The 21457-nt window shown below is 57.9% G+C and carries 21 protein-coding genes; 15 read left to right on the top strand and 6 right to left on the bottom strand.

Features of this window, described 5'->3' with window-relative positions:
- The first annotated feature begins 5 nt into the window (after nucleotides 1-5).
- Nucleotides 6-1448 carry a 23S rRNA (uracil(1939)-C(5))-methyltransferase RlmD gene (rlmD, locus tag KBF66_RS05630; protein ID WP_296653655.1) on the top strand — a complete coding sequence of 481 codons (1443 nt, stop codon included), beginning with the start codon at nucleotides 6-8 and terminating at the stop codon, nucleotides 1446-1448.
- A 21-nt stretch (nucleotides 1449-1469) separates the two neighbouring features.
- Here the strand turns inward: rlmD and KBF66_RS05625 are convergent, their stop codons facing one another.
- On the bottom strand, nucleotides 1470-1826 hold the full coding sequence (locus KBF66_RS05625) for a hypothetical protein (RefSeq protein ID WP_296653652.1): 357 nt from the start codon (nucleotides 1824-1826) through the stop codon (nucleotides 1470-1472).
- Nucleotides 1827-1953: 127 nt separating this feature from the next.
- Nucleotides 1954-2649: a Bax inhibitor-1/YccA family protein gene (locus KBF66_RS05620; RefSeq protein ID WP_296653649.1), complete on the bottom strand. Its 696-nt coding sequence runs from the start codon at nucleotides 2647-2649 to the stop codon at nucleotides 1954-1956.
- Nucleotides 2650-2833: 184 nt separating this feature from the next.
- On the opposite strand from KBF66_RS05620, the gene KBF66_RS05615 reads away from it, so the two are divergent.
- Nucleotides 2834-3241, top strand: coding sequence for a heme-binding protein (locus tag KBF66_RS05615; RefSeq protein ID WP_296653647.1), 408 nt, complete (start codon nucleotides 2834-2836; stop codon nucleotides 3239-3241).
- 24 nt (nucleotides 3242-3265) lie between these two features.
- On the opposite strand, the gene KBF66_RS05610 is transcribed toward KBF66_RS05615, so the two are convergent.
- Nucleotides 3266-4087: a pyruvate, water dikinase regulatory protein gene (locus KBF66_RS05610; protein WP_296653641.1), complete on the bottom strand. Its 822-nt coding sequence runs from the start codon at nucleotides 4085-4087 to the stop codon at nucleotides 3266-3268.
- A 221-nt stretch (nucleotides 4088-4308) separates the two neighbouring features.
- Here KBF66_RS05610 and ppsA point away from each other — a divergent pair, with 221 nt between their 5' ends.
- From ppsA to dnaB, 7 genes are all read left to right on the top strand, one after another.
- Complete coding sequence (ppsA, locus tag KBF66_RS05605) at nucleotides 4309-6702, top strand: phosphoenolpyruvate synthase (protein ID WP_296653638.1); 2394 nt, start codon at nucleotides 4309-4311, stop codon at nucleotides 6700-6702.
- A 37-nt stretch (nucleotides 6703-6739) separates the two neighbouring features.
- Entirely contained in the window at nucleotides 6740-9070 is a 2331-nt protein-coding gene (locus KBF66_RS05600) for a VC_2705 family sodium/solute symporter (RefSeq protein ID WP_296653636.1), read from the top strand.
- Between the two features lie 114 nt (nucleotides 9071-9184).
- Nucleotides 9185-9550 (top strand): 30S ribosomal protein S6, encoded by a 366-nt coding sequence (gene rpsF / locus KBF66_RS05595; protein WP_296653631.1) that lies wholly within the window; start codon nucleotides 9185-9187, stop codon nucleotides 9548-9550.
- 21 nt (nucleotides 9551-9571) lie between these two features.
- On the top strand, nucleotides 9572-9889 hold the full coding sequence (priB, locus tag KBF66_RS05590; RefSeq protein ID WP_296653627.1) for a primosomal replication protein N: 318 nt from the start codon (nucleotides 9572-9574) through the stop codon (nucleotides 9887-9889).
- A 15-nt stretch (nucleotides 9890-9904) separates the two neighbouring features.
- On the top strand, nucleotides 9905-10189 hold the full coding sequence (rpsR, locus tag KBF66_RS05585) for a 30S ribosomal protein S18 (RefSeq protein ID WP_011464487.1): 285 nt from the start codon (nucleotides 9905-9907) through the stop codon (nucleotides 10187-10189).
- 12 nt (nucleotides 10190-10201) lie between these two features.
- On the top strand, nucleotides 10202-10654 hold the full coding sequence (gene rplI / locus KBF66_RS05580) for a 50S ribosomal protein L9 (protein ID WP_296653622.1): 453 nt from the start codon (nucleotides 10202-10204) through the stop codon (nucleotides 10652-10654).
- Nucleotides 10655-10839: 185 nt separating this feature from the next.
- Entirely contained in the window at nucleotides 10840-12249 is a 1410-nt protein-coding gene (gene dnaB / locus KBF66_RS05575) for a replicative DNA helicase (protein ID WP_296653618.1), read from the top strand.
- Between the two features lie 48 nt (nucleotides 12250-12297).
- Here the strand turns inward: dnaB and KBF66_RS05570 are convergent, their stop codons facing one another.
- The 3 genes from KBF66_RS05570 to KBF66_RS05560 form a co-directional block, all read right to left on the bottom strand.
- On the bottom strand, nucleotides 12298-13968 hold the full coding sequence (locus KBF66_RS05570; RefSeq protein ID WP_296653615.1) for a PhoH family protein: 1671 nt from the start codon (nucleotides 13966-13968) through the stop codon (nucleotides 12298-12300).
- A gap of 173 nt (nucleotides 13969-14141) precedes the next feature.
- Nucleotides 14142-14627 (bottom strand): peroxiredoxin, encoded by a 486-nt coding sequence (locus KBF66_RS05565; RefSeq protein ID WP_296653613.1) that lies wholly within the window; start codon nucleotides 14625-14627, stop codon nucleotides 14142-14144.
- 98 nt (nucleotides 14628-14725) lie between these two features.
- On the bottom strand, nucleotides 14726-15094 hold the full coding sequence (locus KBF66_RS05560; RefSeq protein WP_296653611.1) for an Mth938-like domain-containing protein: 369 nt from the start codon (nucleotides 15092-15094) through the stop codon (nucleotides 14726-14728).
- Nucleotides 15095-15209: 115 nt separating this feature from the next.
- Between KBF66_RS05560 and KBF66_RS05555 the strand changes: the two genes are divergently transcribed.
- From KBF66_RS05555 to KBF66_RS05530, 6 genes are all read left to right on the top strand, one after another.
- A complete protein-coding gene (locus KBF66_RS05555; RefSeq protein WP_296653607.1) occupies nucleotides 15210-16436 on the top strand; it encodes a pyridoxal phosphate-dependent aminotransferase in 1227 nt (408 codons plus the stop codon).
- A gap of 81 nt (nucleotides 16437-16517) precedes the next feature.
- A complete protein-coding gene (locus KBF66_RS05550) occupies nucleotides 16518-17876 on the top strand; it encodes a homoserine dehydrogenase (RefSeq protein ID WP_296653604.1) in 1359 nt (452 codons plus the stop codon).
- A 28-nt stretch (nucleotides 17877-17904) separates the two neighbouring features.
- A complete protein-coding gene (thrC, locus tag KBF66_RS05545) occupies nucleotides 17905-19332 on the top strand; it encodes a threonine synthase (protein ID WP_296653602.1) in 1428 nt (475 codons plus the stop codon).
- Nucleotides 19333-19393: 61 nt separating this feature from the next.
- The gene (gene mobB / locus KBF66_RS05540; protein ID WP_296653600.1) at nucleotides 19394-19927 is read left to right on the top strand and encodes a molybdopterin-guanine dinucleotide biosynthesis protein B; all 534 of its coding nucleotides are present in this window, start codon (nucleotides 19394-19396) and stop codon (nucleotides 19925-19927) included.
- Nucleotides 19924-21174 carry a gephyrin-like molybdotransferase Glp gene (gene glp / locus KBF66_RS05535; RefSeq protein WP_296653599.1) on the top strand — a complete coding sequence of 417 codons (1251 nt, stop codon included), beginning with the start codon at nucleotides 19924-19926 and terminating at the stop codon, nucleotides 21172-21174. Before mobB ends, glp begins: the two co-directional genes overlap by 4 nt.
- Nucleotides 21171-21422, top strand: coding sequence for a MoaD/ThiS family protein (locus KBF66_RS05530; RefSeq protein WP_296653598.1), 252 nt, complete (start codon nucleotides 21171-21173; stop codon nucleotides 21420-21422). Before glp ends, KBF66_RS05530 begins: the two co-directional genes overlap by 4 nt.
- The last annotated feature ends 35 nt before the right edge of the window (nucleotides 21423-21457 follow it).

Below are 21457 nucleotides of genomic sequence, written 5' to 3'. Positions count from 1 at the left end.
CCCACATGGACAGTTCGAACCAGCGCGACAGCGCTGCCATACCCGCCGATTGGTTACGGGTTGAATCACTGGATCTCGATGCCCAGGGTGTGGCGCACAAAGCCGACGGCAAGGTGGTTTTTATTGAAGGTGCGCTGCCCTTCGAGTACGTCAGCGCCAACATCAACCGCCACAAAAACAATTGGGAGCAAGGTACTCTCACGGCGGTGCATCGTGCGTCGTCCCAGCGAGTGCAGCCGCATTGCCCACACTTCGGTTTGCACAGTGGTGCCTGCGGCGGCTGCAAGATGCAGCATCTGCACACCGGTGCCCAGGTGGCGGTGAAGCAGCGGGCGCTTGAGGACAATCTTTGGCATCTGGGCAAAGTCAAACCCGAGCAGATTCTGAGGCCGATTGAAGGACCCCATTGGGGTTATCGCTATCGGGCACGGTTGTCGGTGCGGTTTGTCCGCAAAAAGGGTGTGGTGCTGGTGGGTTTTCATGAGCGCAAAAGCCGTTACGTGGCCGACATGCAAGTGTGCCCGGTGTTGCCACCCCATGTGGACGCGATGTTGATGCCGCTGCGCAGCCTGATCCAGTCGATGGATGCGGCAGAAACCTGTCCGCAGATCGAGTTGGCCTGCGGTGACAGCGTGACCGCATTGGTGTTGCGGCACCTGGAACCGCTGAGCGCGGGTGACCGTGAGCGCCTGCGTGTCTTTGCAGATGAGCACCCCGGCGTTCAGTGGTGGCTGCAACCCAAAGGCCCGGAGACCGTGCAGTTGCTTGATCCGGATGGCGAGGTTCTGAGTTACGCCCTGCCAGAGTTTGGCATCACCATGCCATTCAAGCCGACCGACTTCACTCAGGTGAATCCGCACATCAACCGTGTGCTGGTGTCGCGCGCCTTGCGCTTGTTGGCAGCGCAGCGCAGCGAGCGCGTGATCGACTGGTTTTGCGGATTGGGCAACTTCACCTTGCCGATCGCCACCCAGGCGGGTCAGGTGCTCGGTGTCGAAGGCAGCGAAACCCTGGTGGCACGATCGCGCCAGAATTACAAGCAAAATTGCGCTCTAGCCCAATCAGGGCGTGAACTTTCAGCTACTGAATTCGTTACACGAAATTTGTTTGAAATGACCCCCGCCCTGCTGGTCGGTGATGGTGTTGCCGACAAATGGCTGGTGGATCCACCGCGGGAAGGCGCGTTTGCGCTGGTTCGCGCGCTGGCAGACTTGCATCAGCAGGCGATGGGTCGATTTGAAGGCGAGGTGACGGCGGGTGCTGCCGACTGGCAGGCACCGAGCCGGATTGTTTATGTCAGCTGCAACCCCTCCACGCTGGCCCGCGATGCCGGTTTGCTGGTGCATCAGGCCGGCTACCGGTGCACGGCCGCCGGGGTGGTGAATATGTTTCCGCATACCGCGCATGTGGAAAGCATGGCGGTTTTTGATCGGCTTGGCATGGCCTGACTGACGGCTTGCGCTGTTGGCCTAATGCGCGGCTGTTTTGGCTTTGGGTTTTGCCTTGGGATCTTCGATCACTTCTTCTTGTGCCACCGGGGCGGGCGTGGCTGGCGGCGCGACAGGAATTTCGGCGCGCAGACCTTCGAGCTTGTTTTCCCGCATGTACTCGTCCATTTCGCGCCAGCCGGCATAAATCGCCGCTTTATTGACTCCCTTGTTCAGGGTGTAACAATCTTCAATGCTGCGCAAGCCATGCCGGCACGCACCGCCGATGGCCTTGGCATCGGCTTCCTTTTGGGCAATTCTGGGGTCGGGCCCGAGCCCAAGCAGGTCGCAGGCTGACAACAGCAAGGCTGCGGTGAGTATCAGCAGTTTTCTGAGCATGGGGGCAATTCAATCGATGGCGTACAGGCAGGACTGACTGGATTCAATCATGATTGTCGCGATGCAAGCAAGAAAAAAGGGCTGCAAAGAGCCCTTTTTTTCAAATGCTTGCGCGCGTCATGGAGTGTCAGTCACGCTCGCCACCAGCAATGCCAAGCAAAGCCAGCAGGCTTTGGAACACATTGATGATGTCCAGATAAAGAGCCAGCGTTGCGCTGATGTAGTTGGTTTCGCCACCATCCACAATGCGCTTGAGGTCATACAACATGTAGGCGCTGAACACCCCGATGGCGGCAACTGAGATCGCCATCATGCCGGCGGTTGACCCGACAAACACGTTGATGATGCCACCGACCATGATCGCCAGCGCACCGACAAACAGCCACTTGCCCATGCCCGACAGATCCCGTTTGATGACACTCGACAGGCTCGCCATGACAAAAAACACGCCCGCTGTGCCACCAAATGCGGTCATGATGAGTTCAGTGCCATTTCTGAAGCCCAGTATCATGGCAATCATGCGTGACAGCATCAGGCCCATGAAAAAGGTGAAGGCCAACAGAACCGGCACGCCTGCGGCCGAGTTTTTGGTCTTTTCGATGGCGTACATGAATCCAAAGGCACCACCGAGAAACACCATCAAGCCCAAGCCGCCACTCAGCGATTGGGTGATGCCGGTCGCGACCCCCAGCCAGGCGCCCAGAACTGTTGGCACCAGACTGAGCGCCAGCAGCCAGTAGGTGTTGCGCAGCACTTTGTTACGCTGTTGTGCCGAGTAGCCATAACCTAAATCCTGGCCCAGGGTTTGAATGTGGTCAGACATCTGTATTGCTCCTTGCAGCTTGTTGAATCAATGTCATAAATTTTAGGGTGATTCCAGCAAAATCAAGGTACTGAAGGAACTCCGCCGCCTACTTTTTGTGAGGTTACTTGTGACCAGAATGGCGATGAAAGATGGCCAGCTTCGCGTTATCCTTGCAGCCAACATACTTGAAAGGTGATCCAGCATGAGAACAAAAACTTTCCTTGAACTCTCCGATATCAAAGCCATTGCGGCGGCTGCCGAACAGGAGGCCCTGGACAACCAGTGGGCGGTGAGCATTGCGATTGTCGATGATGGTGGCCATCTGTTGTGGTTGCAGCGTCTTGACGGTGCGGCTGCCTTGTCTGCCCACATTGCGCCGGCCAAAGCCAATACTGCTGCTTTGGGGCGACGTGAAAGCAAGGCCTACGAAGAGGTGGTGAACGGTGGACGTACGTCTTTTTTGAGTGTGCCCACCATCCATGGTTTGCTCGAAGGGGGTGTTCCCATCATGAAAGATGGCATTTGTCTGGGTGCAGTAGGCGTCAGCGGGGTCAAATCCAGCGAAGATGCACAAATCGCACGCGCCGGCATTGCCGCGTTGGGCCTCTGAATTGACACAGACACTGCACCAGTGTCAGTAGGTCAGTCGCTCCGGGCGGAGCTCCTGCAAGATGGTGGTGGAGATTTCCTCGATCGACTTGGTGGTGGTTGAGAGCCAGCGGATGCCAAAGCGGCGCATCATGGACTCGGCCTCCTTGATTTCGTAACGGCAGTTTTCCAGCGACGCGTATTTGGAGTTGGGGCGACGTTCGTTGCGGATTTCGCTCAGCCGCTCGGGCTGAATGGTCAGGCCAAACAATTTTTTGCGCTGCGCTTTGAGCGCGGGTGGTAAATCCTGACGTTCAAAATCTTCCGGAATCAGTGGGTAATTGGACGCCTTCAGGCCGTATTGCATGGCCAGATAAAGTGAGGTGGGTGTTTTGCCACTGCGGCTTACACCGACCAGAATGACATCCGAGTTTTCCAGATCGCGGTTCGATTGCCCATCGTCGTGCTCAAGTGAAAAATTGATCGCCGCGATGCGAGACTGGTACTCCTCACTCTTGCTCGTGTCACTGAAACGACCGATGCGGTGATTCGACTTGAGATTGAACTCTGCCTCCAGAGGATGAACAAAGGTGCTGAACATGTCCAGCAGCATCGCCTGGCATCCCTGCGAGATGACCCTGAAAACCTCCTCATTGGCCAGCGTGGTAAACACGATCGGTCGCTTGTTGTCGATCACCCCCGCATGGTTGATCTGACGCACCGCCTGGTGCGCTTTGTCGATACTGTCGGTGAACGGCAGGCGCACATGCTGCAACTCAATCTCAAACTGCGCAAGGATGGCATTGCCAAAGGTTTCGGCGGTAATACCGGTCCCGTCGGAGACAAAAAACACAGTGCGATTGGGCATGACGACAGCGCTTGGCGCTTCCGGTTGAGGTTGCTGCGGAGATGTTTTGAGGTCGGTGGCACTCGACCTCCAAGCCTACAATTGCGATTATCTGACCGAATTCCTGGCGTGACACTGGTTCACCAAAGCATCACAACAAAGAATCAAGTTCACGCACGCAAGCCGCTGCGCTAAAGAAGCGGCGCAACTGAAACAGTTTTGTAACTTCTGGAGCTTGTCTCATGTCAGCACGATTTGCACCGACCGATCTGGTCGTTCCATTTGAAAAATTGCGCATGTCCGATGTGGATTCGGTCGGCGGGAAAAATGCCAGCCTGGGTGAAATGATTGCCAACTTGCCCACCGGGGTCAAGGTGCCAACCGGGTTTGCCACCACGGCCCATGCTTTTCGGGAGTTTCTGGCGTTTGCCGACTTGAGCGGCCGGATCAATGCTCGTCTGTCCAGGCTCGATACCGAGGACGTGAACGCGCTGGCGCTGGCGGGTGCCGAGATTCGGGCGATGGTCGAATCGCAGCCCTTTCCTGCCGCCTTGGAGCAGCAGATTCGCGAGGCCTTTTTGCTGCTCAGCGGTGATAACCCGCAGGCGTCGTTTGCGGTTCGGTCGTCGGCTACGGCCGAGGACCTGCCAGACGCCTCATTTGCCGGGCAACAAGAGACGTTTTTGAACGTCACTGGTATCGACGATGTACTGCACAAGGTCCGCGAAGTGTTTGCTTCCCTCTACAACGACCGCGCGATCAGCTACCGGGTTCACAAAGGATTTGCGCACGAGAACGTGGCCCTGAGTGCGGGCATTCAACGCATGGTGCGCTCTGATCTGGGTGCTGCGGGCGTGATGTTCACACTCGACACGGAATCAGGCTTCGAAGACGTGGTGTTCATCACGTCGAGTTACGGATTGGGTGAAACCGTGGTGCAGGGTGCGGTCAATCCGGATGAGTTCTATGTGCACAAACCCATGCTGCAAGCGGGAAAGCAGGCACTGATTCGGCGTAATTTGGGTTCCAAGCTGATTCAGATGCAGTTTTCGACGGACGCAGAAAAGGCGGCAACCGGCAAACTGGTCAAAACCGTGGATGTGCCCACAGAGTTGCGCAACCGTTACTCCCTGACCGATGCAGATGTGCACAAACTGGCGGCCTACGCATTGGTGATCGAGGCGCACTATGGCCGCCCCATGGATATCGAGTGGGGCAAGGATGGCCTGGATGGCGAGATCTACATTCTGCAGGCGCGCCCCGAGACGGTCAAAAGTCAGGCAGCAGGCAAGGTTGAACACCGCTACAAACTTAAAGGCAAAGGGGTGGTGCTGGCGGAGGGCCGGGCCATCGGACAAAAAATAGGAACCGGCCCGGTCAAAGTGGTACATCACATCAGTGAGATGGACCGTGTCCAGGCCGGTGACGTGCTGGTGACCGACATGACCGATCCCAATTGGGAGCCAGTGATGAAACGCGCCTCGGCGATCGTGACCAACCGCGGTGGACGCACTTGCCATGCCGCCATCATTGCCCGCGAACTCGGTATCCCCGCCGTGGTGGGGTGTGGCAATGCGGATCGTGTGCTCAAGGATGGTATGTTGGTAACCGTCAGTTGTGCCGAGGGTGACACCGGCTTCATCTACGACGGCCTGCTCGAGACGGACGTGACCGAAGTCCGACGCGGCGAGATGCCACCCCTGGATGTCAAGATCATGATGAACGTGGGCAATCCGCAACTGGCGTTTGACTTTTGCCAGTTACCCAACAATGGCGTGGGCTTGGCACGTCTGGAGTTCATCATCAACAATAACATCGGCGTCCATCCCAAGGCCATTTTGGACTATCCAAACATCGATGCCGACCTGAAAAAAGCCGTGGAATCGGTGGCGCGTGGTCACGCTTCGCCGCGTGCGTTTTATGTGGACCGTGTGGCCGAAGGTGTGGCCACCATCGCTGCAGCCTTCTGGCCCAAGCCCGTCATTGTGCGGCTCTCTGACTTCAAGAGCAACGAGTACCGCAAGCTCATCGGCGGCAGCCGGTATGAGCCCGAGGAAGAGAACCCGATGCTCGGTTTTCGTGGTGCGGCCAGGTACGTCAGTGCCGATTTTGGAGAGGCATTTGCCATGGAGTGTGATGCCCTCAAGAGGGTTCGCACCGATATGGGTCTGACCAATGTCCAGGTGATGGTGCCATTTGTGCGAACTTTGGGGCAGGCCAAGAAGGTCACCGAACTGCTGGCGGAACATGGCTTGAAGCGCGGTGAGAACGAGCTCAAGCTGATCATGATGTGCGAGATACCCAGCAACGCCATTCTGGCCAAGGAGTTCTTGCAGTTTTTCGACGGATTTTCAATCGGCTCCAACGATCTCACCCAACTCACATTGGGCCTGGATCGGGATTCTGGTCTGGAATTGCTGGCGCGGGATTTTGACGAGCGGGATCCGGCGGTGACGACCCTCATCAGCCAGGCGATTGCGGCTTGCCGCGCACAGGGCAAATACATTGGCATCTGTGGTCAGGGGCCAAGCGATCACCCCGACTTTGCCCGTTGGCTGATGCAGGAGGGGATCTCGTCGATCTCACTCAACCCCGATACCGTTGTGGCAACCTGGCAAAACCTCGCCAAACCCTAGGAAACACCTATTGAGGTCGGGTTAAGCCGAGGTGATCATGGCCTCCATGATCAACACACCGTTGGAACAGCAGCCTACCGAGTCCATCAACCAACCCATTGCGAGCGTTTCCGGCTTGCAACTGGGTTTGTTGGTGATCTGGTTTGTGGCATCGTTTGGCGTTGTTTTTTTTGCCAACAGTCTGCAGCAGATTGTGGCCGGTTGGCCGGTTTCGTATTGGTTCGCAGCGCAGGGCAGTGTGCTGGTCTTCATCGGCGTGGTGGCGGTGTTTGCCTGGTTCGCCAACCGGCGTGATCGCCTGCAGCAGCAGCCCGATGTTTTTTACGAAAGGTACCAGCGCCGCATTCACCAGAGATTTGCCATTTACGTGGTTTTGTTTTTGGCGTTTCTGTTGGTGCTGGCTGCAGCGGAGCAGGCCGGTTTCAGGAAAATCTGGGTTGGCGCGGTGTTTCTCTTTGCAACCGTCTTCCTGTATGCCTTGATCGGCATTTATGGCCGCACCTCCAAGGCTTCTGAATACTATGTGGCGGGGCGCAAGATTCCGCCCATTTACAACGGCATGGCCGTGGCGGCGGACTGGATGAGCGCCGCATCGTTCATCAGTATGGCAGGCGGCCTGTACCTGCAGGGTTTCTCGGGGGCGGGCTCACAGCCGGGTGGATTGGTGTACGTGCTGGGCTGGACGGGTGGCTTCTGCCTGGTTGCCTTGCTGGTGGCTCCCCATTTGCGAAGCCTGAACCTCTACACCGTGCCGGACTTCTTTGATGTGCGTTTTGGCGGTCGATGGCCCCGTATCATCGCAGCGTGGGCGGCTGTCTTGTGTTCATTCACTTACGTGGTGGCCCAAATCTATGGTGTGGGCCTGATCACATCGCGCCTGACCGGGGTGCAGTTCGAGATCGGCATTCTTTTGGGTCTCGGGGGGGTGCTGGTGTGTTCATTTTTGGGTGGCATGCGAGCCGTGACCTGGACCCAAGTGACGCAGTATGTTGTGCTCATCCTGGCCTTCCTGATACCGGTGTCCTGGCTGGCTTACAAGCAGCTGGGCAACCCCTTGGCACCCTTGGTGTATGGGCAGCAACTGTCGAAAATAGCCGAGCTGGAGCGCCAGTTGGTCAGCGCACCGGCCGAGCAGGCCGTGATCCAGGAATTCAAGCGTCGTGCCCAGGAGTATGCGTTGAAGCTTGAGAACGTCCCGGAGGCGTTGGAGCAAGAGCGAAAAACACGTCGTGAAACCATTCGCCGATTGACTGAACAGCAGGCCGACGAGTCTGTCATTGTGGCAGCACGCCGGGACCTGGCGACCCTGCCGCGCGATGAAGCCGCCGCGCGGGACCTTTGGACCCGTGTACTCAATGAAAACCGGGAACGCGCGCGACCGTTGGCGGGAATGCCGGCGCATACCCGGCCGTTTGCGGGTGATCCTGCCGGCTCACCCCAGGAGAAGCAGGCGTTCGAGTCCTCGCGTCGCAATTTCTTGGCGTTGATGTTTTGTCTCATGATTGGGACCGTGGGTTTACCGCATTTGTTGACTCGATTTTTCACCACCCGTAGCGTGGCCGATACACGCGACTCGGTGACTTGGTCATTGTTTTTTATCGCCCTGCTGTATCTGGCGGCACCGGCACTGGCAGTGCTGGTCAAGTTCGAAATCATGGGCAACCTGGTGGGGCAGCGTTTTGACGAGTTGCCGGTTTGGATTGCGCAGTGGGCCAAAGTGGATCCCTCCCTGATTTCTGTGAGCGACATCAATGGCGACCAGATCCTTCAGTTTGCCGAGCTCAAACTTGGCGCTGACATTGTCATGCTGGCCACACCTGAAATTGGTGGATTGCCCTACGTGGTGTCCGGTCTGGTTGCGGCGGGCGGGCTTGCCGCTGCGTTGTCAACCGCAGACGGGCTGTTGCTGACAATTGGTAATGCACTGGCGCACGATCTGTTCTTGCGCGGCGGGGATGACCGAGTTGGTGCGGTGCGTCGGGTGATGTTGTCAAAGTTTGCCTTGTTGCTGGTGGCATTGATTGCGGCTTATGTGGCCGCGCAGAGGCCGGCAGACATCCTGATTCTGGTTTCTGCGTCTTTTTCCCTGGCTGGCGCAGCGCTGGTTCCGGTGATGGTGTTGGGGATCTTCTGGCGGCGCACGACACGTTTCGCGGCGGTGATGGGTATGTTGAGTGGTTTGGGTGTGACGCTGTACTACATGCTGATCAATGTGCCGACGTTTCGTCAATACTTCAAGATGAGCGGATCAGGCCTGTGGTTCGATATCGAACCCGTGGCTGCCGGTGTGTTTGGTGTCAGTGCGGGTTTGCTGATCACCTTCATGGTCAGCTGGTTGACCCCGTCAAGAGTGACGACCGCCAAGTAACTGGAACGGCGCTGGACGACGCGCTATAATCGCGGGCTTGCCTTGCTGCACCTCAATGAGACGCTGAGGGCAGCTTCATCGCCCCTTGCAGGGGTTTATCCAAAAGGAGTTTAGATGCGTCATTACGAAATCATACTCATGATTCATCCGGATCAGAGTGAGCAGGTTCCCGCCATGCTGGAGCGTTACAAAAGCATGATCACCAGTGGTGGTGGCAAAGTGCACCGGGTCGAGGACTGGGGCCGTCGCCAGTTGGTCTATATGATCAATAAATTGGCCAAGGCGCATTACCTGTGTGTCAACATCGAAGCCGATCAGGCCGTGATGGTTGAGCTGGAACATGCCTTCAAGTTCAACGACGCCGTGTTGCGACATCTCACTGTGTTGAAGAAGAAGGCTGAAACCGGTCCTTCTTCCATGATGAAGACGGTCGAGCGCGAAGAAACCCGCAAGACCCAACAAGCTGAATACCAAGCTTAAGCACGGTAATTTCAGCGTGGTGTGAGCCATATTTTTACCAACCAACTTGTACTGAGCGCCACCATCATTGAAGTAGAGCCTTTGCGTTACACCCCGGCTGGTTTGCCGGCCCTGAATCTGCGCTTGGAGCATGCCTCGGAAATTTCTGAGGCGGGCCTTTCCAGGCAGGTCAAGGTCAATATCAGATCAGTGGCCCTGGGAGCGGTTGCCGAGCAACTTGCGGTACAGGACATCGGCAGCAAAGGTGCTTTCAAGGGTTTTCTGGCCTCGCCTCGTGGTGGAAAAAACGTGGTGTTCCACCTACAGGAATTTGCCAAAGAGTCATCTTTACCCCCGTAATTTAAGGAGTCCATCATGGCCGGACCAAAACGTTTCAATAACAAAGACAAGCGCCCCAAGCGCCCCGCTCAAAACCTGCTGTTCAAACGCAAGCGTTTTTGCCGTTTTACAGTGACAGGTGTTGAAGAGATTGACTACAAAGACATCGATACCCTGCGCGATTTCATCGCTGAAAACGGCAAGATCATCCCGGCACGCCTGACCGGCACGCGTGCGATTTTCCAGCGTCAACTCAACACTGCCATCAAGCGCGCACGCTTTTTGGCCATGCTGCCGTACAGCGACCAGCACAAGATCTAAAGGATACACACCATGCAAATCATTCTGCTCGACAAGGTGGTGAACCTTGGTAATCTGGGTGAAATCGTCAAGGTCAAAGATGGTTATGCCCGCAATTTTCTGATTCCGGCGGGACGCGCCCGCCGTGCGACCGAGGCTGCAAAGAAGGAATTTGAAGCACGTCGCGTTGAACTTGAAAAAGTGGCAGCTGCCAAGTTGGCCGAAGCACAGGCCGTGGGTGAGAAATTGGCGGGCACCGTTTGCAAGCTGACCCAGAAGGCCGGTGTTGATGGTCGTCTGTTTGGCTCGGTGACCAATGCCGATATCGCCGAAGAACTGACCAAGAACGGCTTTGCGGTGACCAAGGCGCAAGTTCGCATGCCCAATGGCCCGATCAAAATCGTCAGCGACAGCAAAGTAAGTGTGGCCTTGCACACCGACGTGGTGGTTGACATCACGGTTTCGGTTTACGGCGAAACTGCTTAAACGCTGACAGCGCGAGATCAGTCCTGCTGGCCGCCTGGGTGCAAGCCCTGGCGGCTTTTTTGTTGGTACCTTGGCCAGTCGGGGCAATGCACAACTTATGCACAGCTTTTACAAGGGTCGCCCCCAGCTTCTCCCTCGACAGCGGTCTTTACACGCCGTAGCATTCAGGGTTTCCTGAAAACCATATGTCTGCCGTACTTTCCATTCATAACGACGATACCGGGCTGGACCGCCAGGTGGCCCAATTACGTATTCCGCCCCATTCGATCGAATCCGAATCCAGTGTGCTGGGGGGCTTGCTGCTGGACAACGCGGCGTGGGACCGGGTCAGTGATGTGCTCGGTGAGCAGGATTTTTACCGTTACGAGCACCGTGCCGTGTTCTCTGCCATGAGCACGCTGATCAATGCGTCCAAGCCGGCCGATGTGATCACCGTCTACGAGCAATTGCAGAGTTTGGGCAAGGCGGAAGAAATGGGGGGCCTGAGCTACCTCAACGCTTTGGCCCAGTACGTGCCTAGTGCCGGCAATATTCGCCGCTATGCGGAGATTGTTCGGGATCGCTCGATTCTGCGCAAACTGGTGTCCACCAGCGAGGAAATATCGGCCAACGCGTTCAACCCGAAAGGGCGTCCGGTTGCCGCCATCCTGGATGAGGCAGAACAGAAGATATTCAACATTGGTGAAGAGGGTGCGCGCACCAAGCAGGGTTTTCAAACCATGGATACCCTGGTGGTCGAGTTGCTCGACCGTGTTCAGGAGATGGCTGACAACCCCAATGATGTCACCGGGGTGCCCACCGGTTTTTATGATCTGGACCGTCTGACGGCAGGTTTGCAGGCGGGGGATCTGGTGGTTCTGGCGGCCCGACCATCGATGGGAAAAACGGCTTTGGCGATCAATATTGCTGAGCATGTGGCGTTGCACGAGGGCCTGCCGGTTGCCGTGTTTTCCATGGAAATGGGTGCTGCTCAACTGGCAGTGCGCATCGTCGGCTCCATCGGTCGCATTGATCAGGGGCATTTGCGTACAGGCAAACTCACAGACGACGAATGGCCCCGGTTGTCGGAAGCGATTGAGCGGCTGCGCACCATCTCGTTGCACATCGACGAGACCGCTGGCCTTACCTCCAGTGAACTGCGTGCCAACGCCAGGCGCCTGGCGCGCCAGTGTGGCCAACTTGGTCTGATCGTGGTCGACTATTTGCAATTGATGAGCGGCTCCAATGGCAGTGATGGTGAAAACCGTGCCACTGAACTCGGAGAAATTTCGCGTGGGCTGAAGATGCTGGCCAAAGAGCTCAAGTGCCCGGTGATTGCTTTGTCTCAGCTCAACCGCAGTGTTGAGCAACGTCCCGACAAACGTCCGATGATGAGTGATCTGCGCGAGTCAGGGGCCATCGAACAGGACGCCGACATCATCATGTTCATCTACCGCGACGAGTACTACACCAAAGACGCCTGCAAAGAGCCGGGTGTCGCGGAAGTGATCATTGCCAAGCAGCGCAATGGCCCGACCGGCGTGGTCAAGCTGGCCTTCCTCAACAAAATCACCAAATTTGAGTCACTGGCCTCAGGTTCATCGGGCGATTTTTAGCAAAAAAAGGCTGTAGCGCTTATCCCTCAATCGCTGATAGCTACTGAATTAGAGAGCCTCACTGGCGAAGTCTGCCAAGCGCGAGCGCTCGCCACGGGCCAACGTGATGTGGCCGCCGTGTGCCCAACCCTTGAATTTGTCGACCGCGTACGTCAAGCCGGAAGAGCCCTCGGTCAGGTAAGGCGTGTCAATCTGTGCAATATTGCCCATACAAACGATCTTGGTACCCGGTCCGGCCCGGGTGATCAGGGTTTTCATTTGCTTGGGTGTGAGGTTCTGCGCCTCGTCAATGATCAGATACTTGTTCAGGAAGGTGCGACCGCGCATGAAATTCATGCTTTTGATCTTGATCCGGCTGCGAATCAGTTCGTTGGTCGCGGCGCGTCCCCATTCACCCGCTGCGGAGTCGGTCTTGCCAAGCACCTCCAGGTTGTCGTCCAGAGCGCCCATCCAGGGGCCCATTTTTTCTTCTTCGGTACCGGGCAGGAATCCGATATCCTCGCCCACGCTGACCGTGGCGCGCGTCACGATGATTTCGGTGTAGCGACGCTCGTCGAGCACCTGTGTCAAACCGGAGGCCAGCGCCATCAGTGTCTTGCCGGTGCCGGCGGTGCCGGTCAGGGTGACAAAGTCAATCTCCGGATCCATCAGCAGGTTCATGGCAAAGTTCTGCTCACGGTTGCGGGTGGTGATGCCCCACACGGCATTTTTCAGGTGGGTGAAGTCACGCAGGGTCTTGAGCACGGCCTGTTTGCCGCGGATCTCGGTGACTTTGGCATACAGGCTGGGTTCACCCGGTGCTTCAAAATAGACGAACTGGTTCACCAGCAACTGCGGCACCACGGGTCCGCTGAACCGGTAAAACGTGCTGGCACCTTGTTGCCAGCTCTCGATGGTACTGCCGTGGGTGGTCCAGAAATCTGACGGCAGTGCCAGTGCTCCTGAGTACAGCAGGTCGCCATCGTCGAGTGTTTTGTCGTTCTGATAGTCATCGGTATGCAAGCCCAGCGCACGCGCCTTGACACGCATGTTGATGTCTTTCGAGACCAACACCACCTCGCGCGGTGCATGCTGTTTGCGCAGCGATTGCACCACGCCGAGTATCTGGTTGTCCGCCTTGCCCTGCGGCAAGCTGCTGGGCAACTCGTACTCGAGCAACTGGGTCTGAAAGAACAAACGGCCACGCGCTTCGGTGTGCCCGGTGACGTTCAGTGGCAAACCTGTGGCGATGTCGGCCCCTTGATGTTCTGCCAGCGCATCAAGCGTGCGGCTGGTCTGGCGACCATTGCGCGCCACCTCGGTCATGCCTTTTTTGTGCGCATCGAGTTCTTCGAGCACGATCATCGGCAGGAAGATGTCATGTTCCTCAAAGCGGAACAGGCAAGTCGGATCGTGCAGCAGCACATTGGTATCGAGGACGAACAACTTGCCGGGGCCGGTGGTCACCTTGCGGTTGGCTTTGGCGCGCTGTGCCGGACGCGCCACCGGTTTGTCTGCGGCAGCCCTGACCTCAATGGCAGGCGCAGGCGACGGTGCCGTGACGGTCGGTGGTGCCGGATGCGGGGCTGTTACCGGCACGGGGGGCGTGGCCTTGACCGCCAGGTTGGGGACCAGATCTCTGTCGCCGGACTTGTCACGTGGTTTGGCCGTGGCAGACACTTCAAAGTCTTTCTGCGACAACAGGGAAGCACGTTTGCTGGGAGCAGTGGGCAGGGGCATTGGGGGTTCCAGGGCTAGAAGTAAGCAGTCAACAATCAAAAATAAAAAAGCCGCCCGATAAGCGGGGCGGCTCCAGCAGGACGGGTGCGCTTCAAGGACATCCCTTGATTATGCACAGTCACCAAGTCAGGCGGTGTGTGGGGCAAAAAAGCGCCTCATGGCGGCAGCAAAGGTCAGGCCAGGACAACGGCCTTCTTGAGCGCCTTGACCGCCTCCAGCACCTCGTCAACGTGGCCGGGCACTTTCAGGCCACGCCACTCGTCCTTGAGGCAGCCGTCTGCACCGATCAAGAAAGTGCTGCGCTCAATGCCCTTGACCTTTTTGCCATACATGATCTTGTTTTTGACCACGCCGAACATGTGGCACATCTTCTCTTCGGTATCAGCGATCAGTTCAAAGGGCAACTCAAGCTTTTGTTTGAAATCGTCGTGTGACTTCATGTTGTCGCGAGACACGCCAAACACGGTGGCACCGGCGCGCACGAAATCATGGTATTTGTCACGAAACTCCATCGCCTCGGTGGTACAGCCTGGCGTGTTGTCCTTGGGGTAGAAGTACAGCACAATGATTCTGCCAAGATGTGAAGTGTGAGTGACACGAACGCCTCCGGTTGCGTTGGACTCAAACTCAGGGATGGGTTTATTGACAACAATCGCCATATTTTTCTATCTCGTGTGACAGGATGCGTCGGTCTTTCAAGTCGCGGACACTATCCTCATTCAAGCGCTGCTGCGCCCTCGACTGCAAGCGCGGTATTTTACTGCATCAGCAAGGCGGCGACGACCTGGCGGCCTTCGGCGGCCAAAATGTTGTAAGTGCGGCAGGCCGCATGGGTGTCCATGGTTTCCAGTCCGATCTGCCGCTCGATCAGCGCAAGGCTCAGCGCCGGCGCGGCGAACCGCAGGCGTGGACCACTGCCAAAAATCACCAGTTCCGCGGGAAAGTGCGTCAACTGCTCAAAATGCGCGGTGCTGAGTTGCTCAAAGTGCTGACACGCCCAATCGATGCGATCTCCTGCCGGGGTAATGATCACGCTATGAAAGATCTTTTCTGCACCGACTTGCACCCAGCCCGGGCCGTAACCGTGAATGGACTGCACGCCGATGTGGTCAGGATGGATTTTCATGGGTGGGTTGTGTTGCGGTGGCAAGCAGCATGTCGGGTGCAGCAAACACTGCCCGACACGCCAAATGTGGTCAAATTGTAGGTTTAACCGCCATACAGTCGCGCCCGGAGGGACATTGAAAACCATTCGCAAATCTGCCAAACTGGCCAACGTGCTTTACGACATTCGTGGCCCGATCATGGACGCAGCGCGCCAGATGGAGGAGGACGGCCAGAAAATCATCAAGCTCAATCTGGGTAACCTGGCAGTGTTTGGCTTTGACGCGCCAGAGGAAATCCAGCAGGACATGATCCGCAACCTGCCCAATTCGGCCGGCTACTCTGACAGCAAGGGTATTTTTGCAGCACGCAAAGCGGTGATGCATGAAACGCAGCGTCAGGGCATTGCCGGCGTCACGCTCGACGATATTTACCTCGGCAATGGCGCCAGCGAACTGATCACCATGGCCACCAACACTTTGCTGGACAACGGCGACGAGTTGCTGTTGCCGATGCCGGATTACCCTTTGTGGACGGCTTCGACCAGTTTGTCGGGTGGCACCCCTGTGCATTATTTGTGCGACGAGGCCAATGGCTGGATGCCGGACCTGGCCGATATTCGCAGCAAGATCACGTCGCGCACCAAGGGCATTGTCGTGATCAACCCCAACAATCCCACCGGCGTGTTGTACAGCGATGACCTGCTCAGCGGCATCATTGCCATCGCACGCGAATTTGGCCTGGTCATTTTGGCCGATGAGGTTTACGACAAGGTGCTGTACGACGGCGTCAAACACACGGCGCTGGCCAGTTTGTCGACCGACGTGCTCACGCTGACCTTCAACTCATTGTCCAAAAGTTACCGCTCGTGCGGTTACCGCGCGGGCTGGATGGTGGTGTCCGGCGACAAGAAGTCAGCCAGTGACTATATCGAAGGCCTGACCATGCTCTCGAACATGAAGCTGTGCTCCAACGTCCCCGGTCAATGGGCCATTCAGACTGCGCTCGGTGGGTATCAGAGCATCAACGATCTGGTGGGCGAGGGTGGGCGCCTGCGTCGCCAGCGCGACCTGGCCTACGAACTGATCACTGCCATCCCGGGCGTGAGTTGTGTCAAACCGCAGGCCGCGCTGTACATGTTTCCCAAGCTTGACCCGACCTTTTATCCGATCAGCGACGACCGCCAGTTTTTCCTGGAGCTGTTGCGCGAGACGCGGGTGATGCTGGTCCAGGGGACCGGTTTCAACTGGCCGCAACCCGACCATTTCCGCATTGTGTTTTTGCCGCATGAGGATGACCTGCGCGAGGCGATTGGCCGCATTGCCAGGTTTCTGGAGGCTTACCGGAAACGGCACAGCAACTGAGTTATTCCTGATTTAATAGCTTCTAGCGCTGATATTAAAAGGGCTGGAGCCATATAACGATAAATTTTTTGCAAAGATCTTATGAAACCAATTCAAGTCGGCCTGTTGGGCATCGGTGTGGTGGGTTCGGGCACGTTCAATGTGCTGCAGCGTAACCAGGAAGAAATCAAACGGCGCGCCGGTCGTGGCATTGCCATCACCATGGTGGCTGATCTCAATGTCATGCGCGCGCAGGCATTGGTCGGGCCGGATGTCACCGTGGTGAGCGACGCGCGCGCCGTCATTGCCAACCCCGACATCGACATCGTCATCGAGCTCATTGGCGGCTACGGCATTGCCAAAACGCTGGTGCTTGAGGCCATTGCCGCGGGCAAACATGTGGTCACCGCCAATAAGGCCTTGCTGGCGGTACATGGCACCGAGATTTTTGCGGCTGCCTCGGCCAAAGGTGTGATGGTGGCGTTTGAAGCGGCCGTGGCCGGTGGCATCCCGATCATCAAGGCGCTGCGCGAGGGGCTCACCGCCAACCGAATCCAGTGGATTGCCGGCATCATCAATGGCACCACCAATTTCATCCTGAGCGAGATGCGCGACAAGGGGCTGGACTTTTCTGCGGTGCTTGAGGAAGCGCAGCGTCTGGGTTACGCCGAGGCTGACCCGACGTTCGATATCGAAGGCGTTGATGCCGCGCACAAGGCCACCCTGATGAGCGCCATCGCCTTTGGCGTCCCGGTACAGTTTGACAAAGCCTATGTCGAAGGCATCACCCGGCTCGGTGCTGCCGACATCAAGTACGCCGAGCAGCTGGGCTACCGCATCAAGCTGCTCGGTATCACCAAACGCCGGGCGGGCGACAGTGGCAAGGGCACCCCTGAAGGCATCGAGTTGCGTGTGCACCCCTGCCTGATTCCCGCCAAGCGCTTGATCGCCAACGTCGAAGGGGCCATGAACGCCGTGGTGGTACAGGGCGACGCTGTGGGCACGACCCTGTACTACGGCAAGGGTGCCGGCTCTGAGCCCACCGCCAGCGCGGTGATTGCCGACCTGGTGGATATTGCCCGCCTGCAGTCGGCAGACCCTTTGCACCGGGTTCCACATCTGGCGTTCCAGCCCAATGCCATGAGCAATTTGCCGGTGCTGCCGATGAGCGAGGTGGTGACCAGTTATTACCTGCGTTTGCGGGTGGCCGACGAAACCGGGGTGCTGGCCAAGGTGACCGGTATTCTGGCCACTTCGGGCATCAGCATTGATGCGGTGCTGCAGCGTGAAGCCGACGAGATCAGTGGCGAGGCCGTGGCCAACCAGGTACCACAGACCGATGTGATCATCCTGACGCATGACTGTGTGGAGGCGGATATGAGCGCCGCCATTGCCCAGATGCAAGCCCTGCCCACAGTGCTGGAGCCCATCACCCGTATCCGCAAGGAAGAGTTGGCCTGATTTCAAGATTTGCAGCGACACCACCACGATGAACTACATCTCCACCCGCGGCGACAAGAGCCCCAAACGATTTTGTGACATCCTGCTCGAAGGCCTGGCGCCGGACGGCGGCTTGTACCTGCCCGAGCGCTATCCCAGCGTCGACGGCACCACCCTGAGCCGTTGGCGCGATATCTATCACCAGCAGGGCTACGCCGAGCTGGCGTTCGAGATTTTGTCGCTCTACATCGATGACATTCCCGCTGATGACCTGCGTGCCCTGTGCGCCAAAACCTACACCGCCGAGGTGTTTGGTACCGGCGAGATCGTGCCGCTGCGCCACCTGGAGAACAACCTGTGGCTCGAAGCCTTGTCCAACGGCCCGACGCTGGCCTTCAAGGACATGGCGATGCAATTGCTGGGCAACCTGTTTGAGTACGAACTGGCACGCCGTGGCGAAGAACTGAACATTCTGGGGGCCACCAGCGGCGATACCGGCAGCGCCGCCGAATACGCCATGCGTGGCAAAAAGGGCGTGCGCGTCTTCATGACCAGTCCGGCCGGTCGTATGAGCCCGTTTCAGCAGGCGCAGATGTTCAGCCTGATGGACGACAACATCTTCAACATCGCCGTGGACGGGGTGTTTGATGACTGCCAGGACATGGTCAAAGCCGTCAGCAACGACCTCGATTTCAAGCGTCAGTACAAGATCGGCACCGTCAACTCCATCAATTGGGCGCGCTTGCTGGCGCAGGTGGTGTATTACTTTGCCGGTTACTTTCAGGCCACCGAGACCCAAGATCAGAAGGTCAGCTTCTGTGTGCCCAGCGGTAATTTTGGTAACGTCTGTGCGGGTCATGTGGCGCGCATGATGGGTCTTCCGGTGGCCAAGCTGGTGGTGGCCACCAATGAAAATGACGTGCTCGACGAGTTCTTCAAGACCGGCGTTTATCGCGTGCGCGCCAGCGCTGACACCCACGAGACCTCCAGCCCGTCGATGGACATCTCCAAGGCCAGCAATTTTGAACGTTTCATTTTTGACTTGCTCGGGCGCGATGGTGCACGCGTCAAGGCCTTGTTTGGCGACGCCCTGGCGCGTGACGGCAAGTTTGACCTGAGCCAGCATCCGGCCTTCAACGACATGCGTCTGCGCTACGGGTTTGAGAGTGGCAAGAGCACCCATGCCGACCGTCTGGCCACCATCAAGGACAGTTATCTGCGTCACGGCATGATGATCGACACCCACACCGCCGATGGTGTCAAGGTGGCGCTGGCGCATACGCACGCTGGTGTGCCGATGATCGTGCTAGAAACAGCCTTGCCCATCAAGTTTGCCGAAACGATTGTGCAGGCCACCGGGGTCGAGCCTGGGCGTCCGGCCAGGTTTGTTGGCATCGAGAATCTGCCCAGGCGCGTCACCGCCATGGCGGCCGAGGTCTCGGCGATCAAGCAGTTCATTGCCGAGAAATGTGCCTGAAATATGACTCTGGCCCAATATCTACGGATGTTTTAAGCTATATTGTTATGAGTAAATTCCCATGAACGTAGTGGCCTTTGCCGGTTACTCCGGTGCGGGTAAAACCACGCTGATCGAGCAGATCATCGTGCTGCTGCGGCAACGGGGCCTGCGTGTCTCGGTGGTCAAACATGCAGGGCATGGTTTTGATATGGATCACCCTGGTAAAGACAGTTACCGTCATCGGGAGGCCGGTGCGTTTGAGGTGATCATGACCTCGCCCAAACGGCTGGCGCTACTGCGGGAGTTTGAGCTGGACACCGAACTGTCGGTCCACGCCCTGATTGCCCAGCTCTACGATGGAGTGGACTGGGTCCTGGTGGAGGGATACCGTGATTCAGACCTGTTGAAAATCGAGGTCTGGCGCAGCGCCGCGGGCAAAGCGGCGCGCTACACCCATGATGACTTTGTCACCGCCATCGCCACCGATTCTCCCGCCGAGCTGCCACTCGCGACCGGGCTGCCGGTGCTTGACCTGAACCAGCCACAGGCGGTGCTTGACTGGCTGTTGTCCCAGGGGGACCGGTTTGAATACCGACCGGAGTTGTACCCATGAGCGCCGCCGGTCAACCAGCATCTGCGGCTGGGCGCGCGCCGCTCAAGTCACTCGATGATGCCTTGGCAGAGCTGATGACGCTGGCGCAACCCCTGACCGATCAGGAGGAGGTGGCGCTGTTCGCCGCCGATGGTCGGGTGCTGGCGCAGGACCTGGTGTCGCCACTGCAGGTGCCGCCGCAGGACAACAGTTCGATGGATGGGTATGCCGTGCGCTGTGCCGACCTGGCCGCTGGCCTGGCGTTGCCGGTGAGCCAGCGGATTGCCGCCGGCGCTTGCGGCACCGCTCTGGCATCGAATTCGGTCGCGCGCATTTTTACCGGTGCACCCATTCCGGCCGGGGCGGATGCAGTGGTGCCACAAGAAGACTGTGCTCTGCAAGACGACGGCCGGGTGTTGTTTACCCGGACCGTGCCGGTGGGTGCCTGGATCCGGCGCAGTGGTGAAGACGTCACCCGGGGCGCTGTGGTGCTGGCAACAGGGGCGCGTCTCACGCCGGCAGAACTCGGGTTGGCGGCCAGCATTGGTGCCAGCCGCGTGCCGGTGGTGCGGCGGCCCCGTGTGGCTCTGTTTTCCACCGGTGACGAGCTGGTGATGCCTGGCGATGTGCCACCGCGTGACATGCCACCCGGCGCCATTTACAACTCGAACCGGTTTTTCTTGCGCGCTTTGCTGATGCGCCTGGGGTGTGAGGTGAGCGATCTGGGCATCGTGCCCGACCAGCGTCAAGCCACCGTGGCGGCGCTGCAGGCGGCAGCACAGGATCATGACCTGATTCTGACCAGTGGCGGTGTATCCGTCGGTGAAGAAGACCACATCAAACCGGCGGTGCAGGCGCTGGGGCACTTGGACCTGTGGCAGATCGCCATCAAACCCGGTAAGCCGTTTGCATATGGCCGTGTCGGTGCGGCCCACTTCATGGGTTTGCCGGGCAATCCGGTGTCGAGTTTTGTCACCTTTTTGCTGCTGGTGCGCCCGTTTCTGCTCAAACTGCAAGGCGTGAAGCGCTACACGAGCCCCTCGGTGACGGCACGGGCGGCGTTCAGCTGGCCCAAGGCTGACAAGCGGCGCGAGTTTCTGCGTGCCAGGCGCAATGCCGACGGTTCACTGGCACTGTTTCCCAACCAGAGTTCGGGTGTACTCACCTCGACGGTCTGGGCCGACGGTCTGGTCGATAACCCGCCAGGGCAGGTCATCCAGCCGGGTGATACGGTACGCTTTGTTGCGTTGGCGGAGTTGTTGTCGTGAAAGTTGCGGTCAAGTACTTTGCCGGGATTCGCGAGTCCATCGGGCAGTCAGGTGAACTGGTGTCAACCCAAAGCGTCACTTTGGGTGACTTGCGTGACGAACTGATCGCACGCGGTGGTCCCTATGCGGAAAGCCTGGCCCGTGGCAAGGCCGTGCGGCTGGCGTTGCAGCAGGTCATGGCCGATGAACAAGCGGCATTGACCGATGGTGCCGAGGTGGCTTTCTTTCCGCCGGTCACCGGTGGTTAGTTTCTTCATTTAGATAGCATTAAAGCTATATCTGT

This window comes from Rhodoferax sp. (genome assembly GCF_018063565.1).
Lineage (GTDB): Bacteria > Pseudomonadota > Gammaproteobacteria > Burkholderiales > Burkholderiaceae_C > Rhodoferax.
This window is presented reverse-complemented; position numbering and strand designations above follow the sequence as displayed.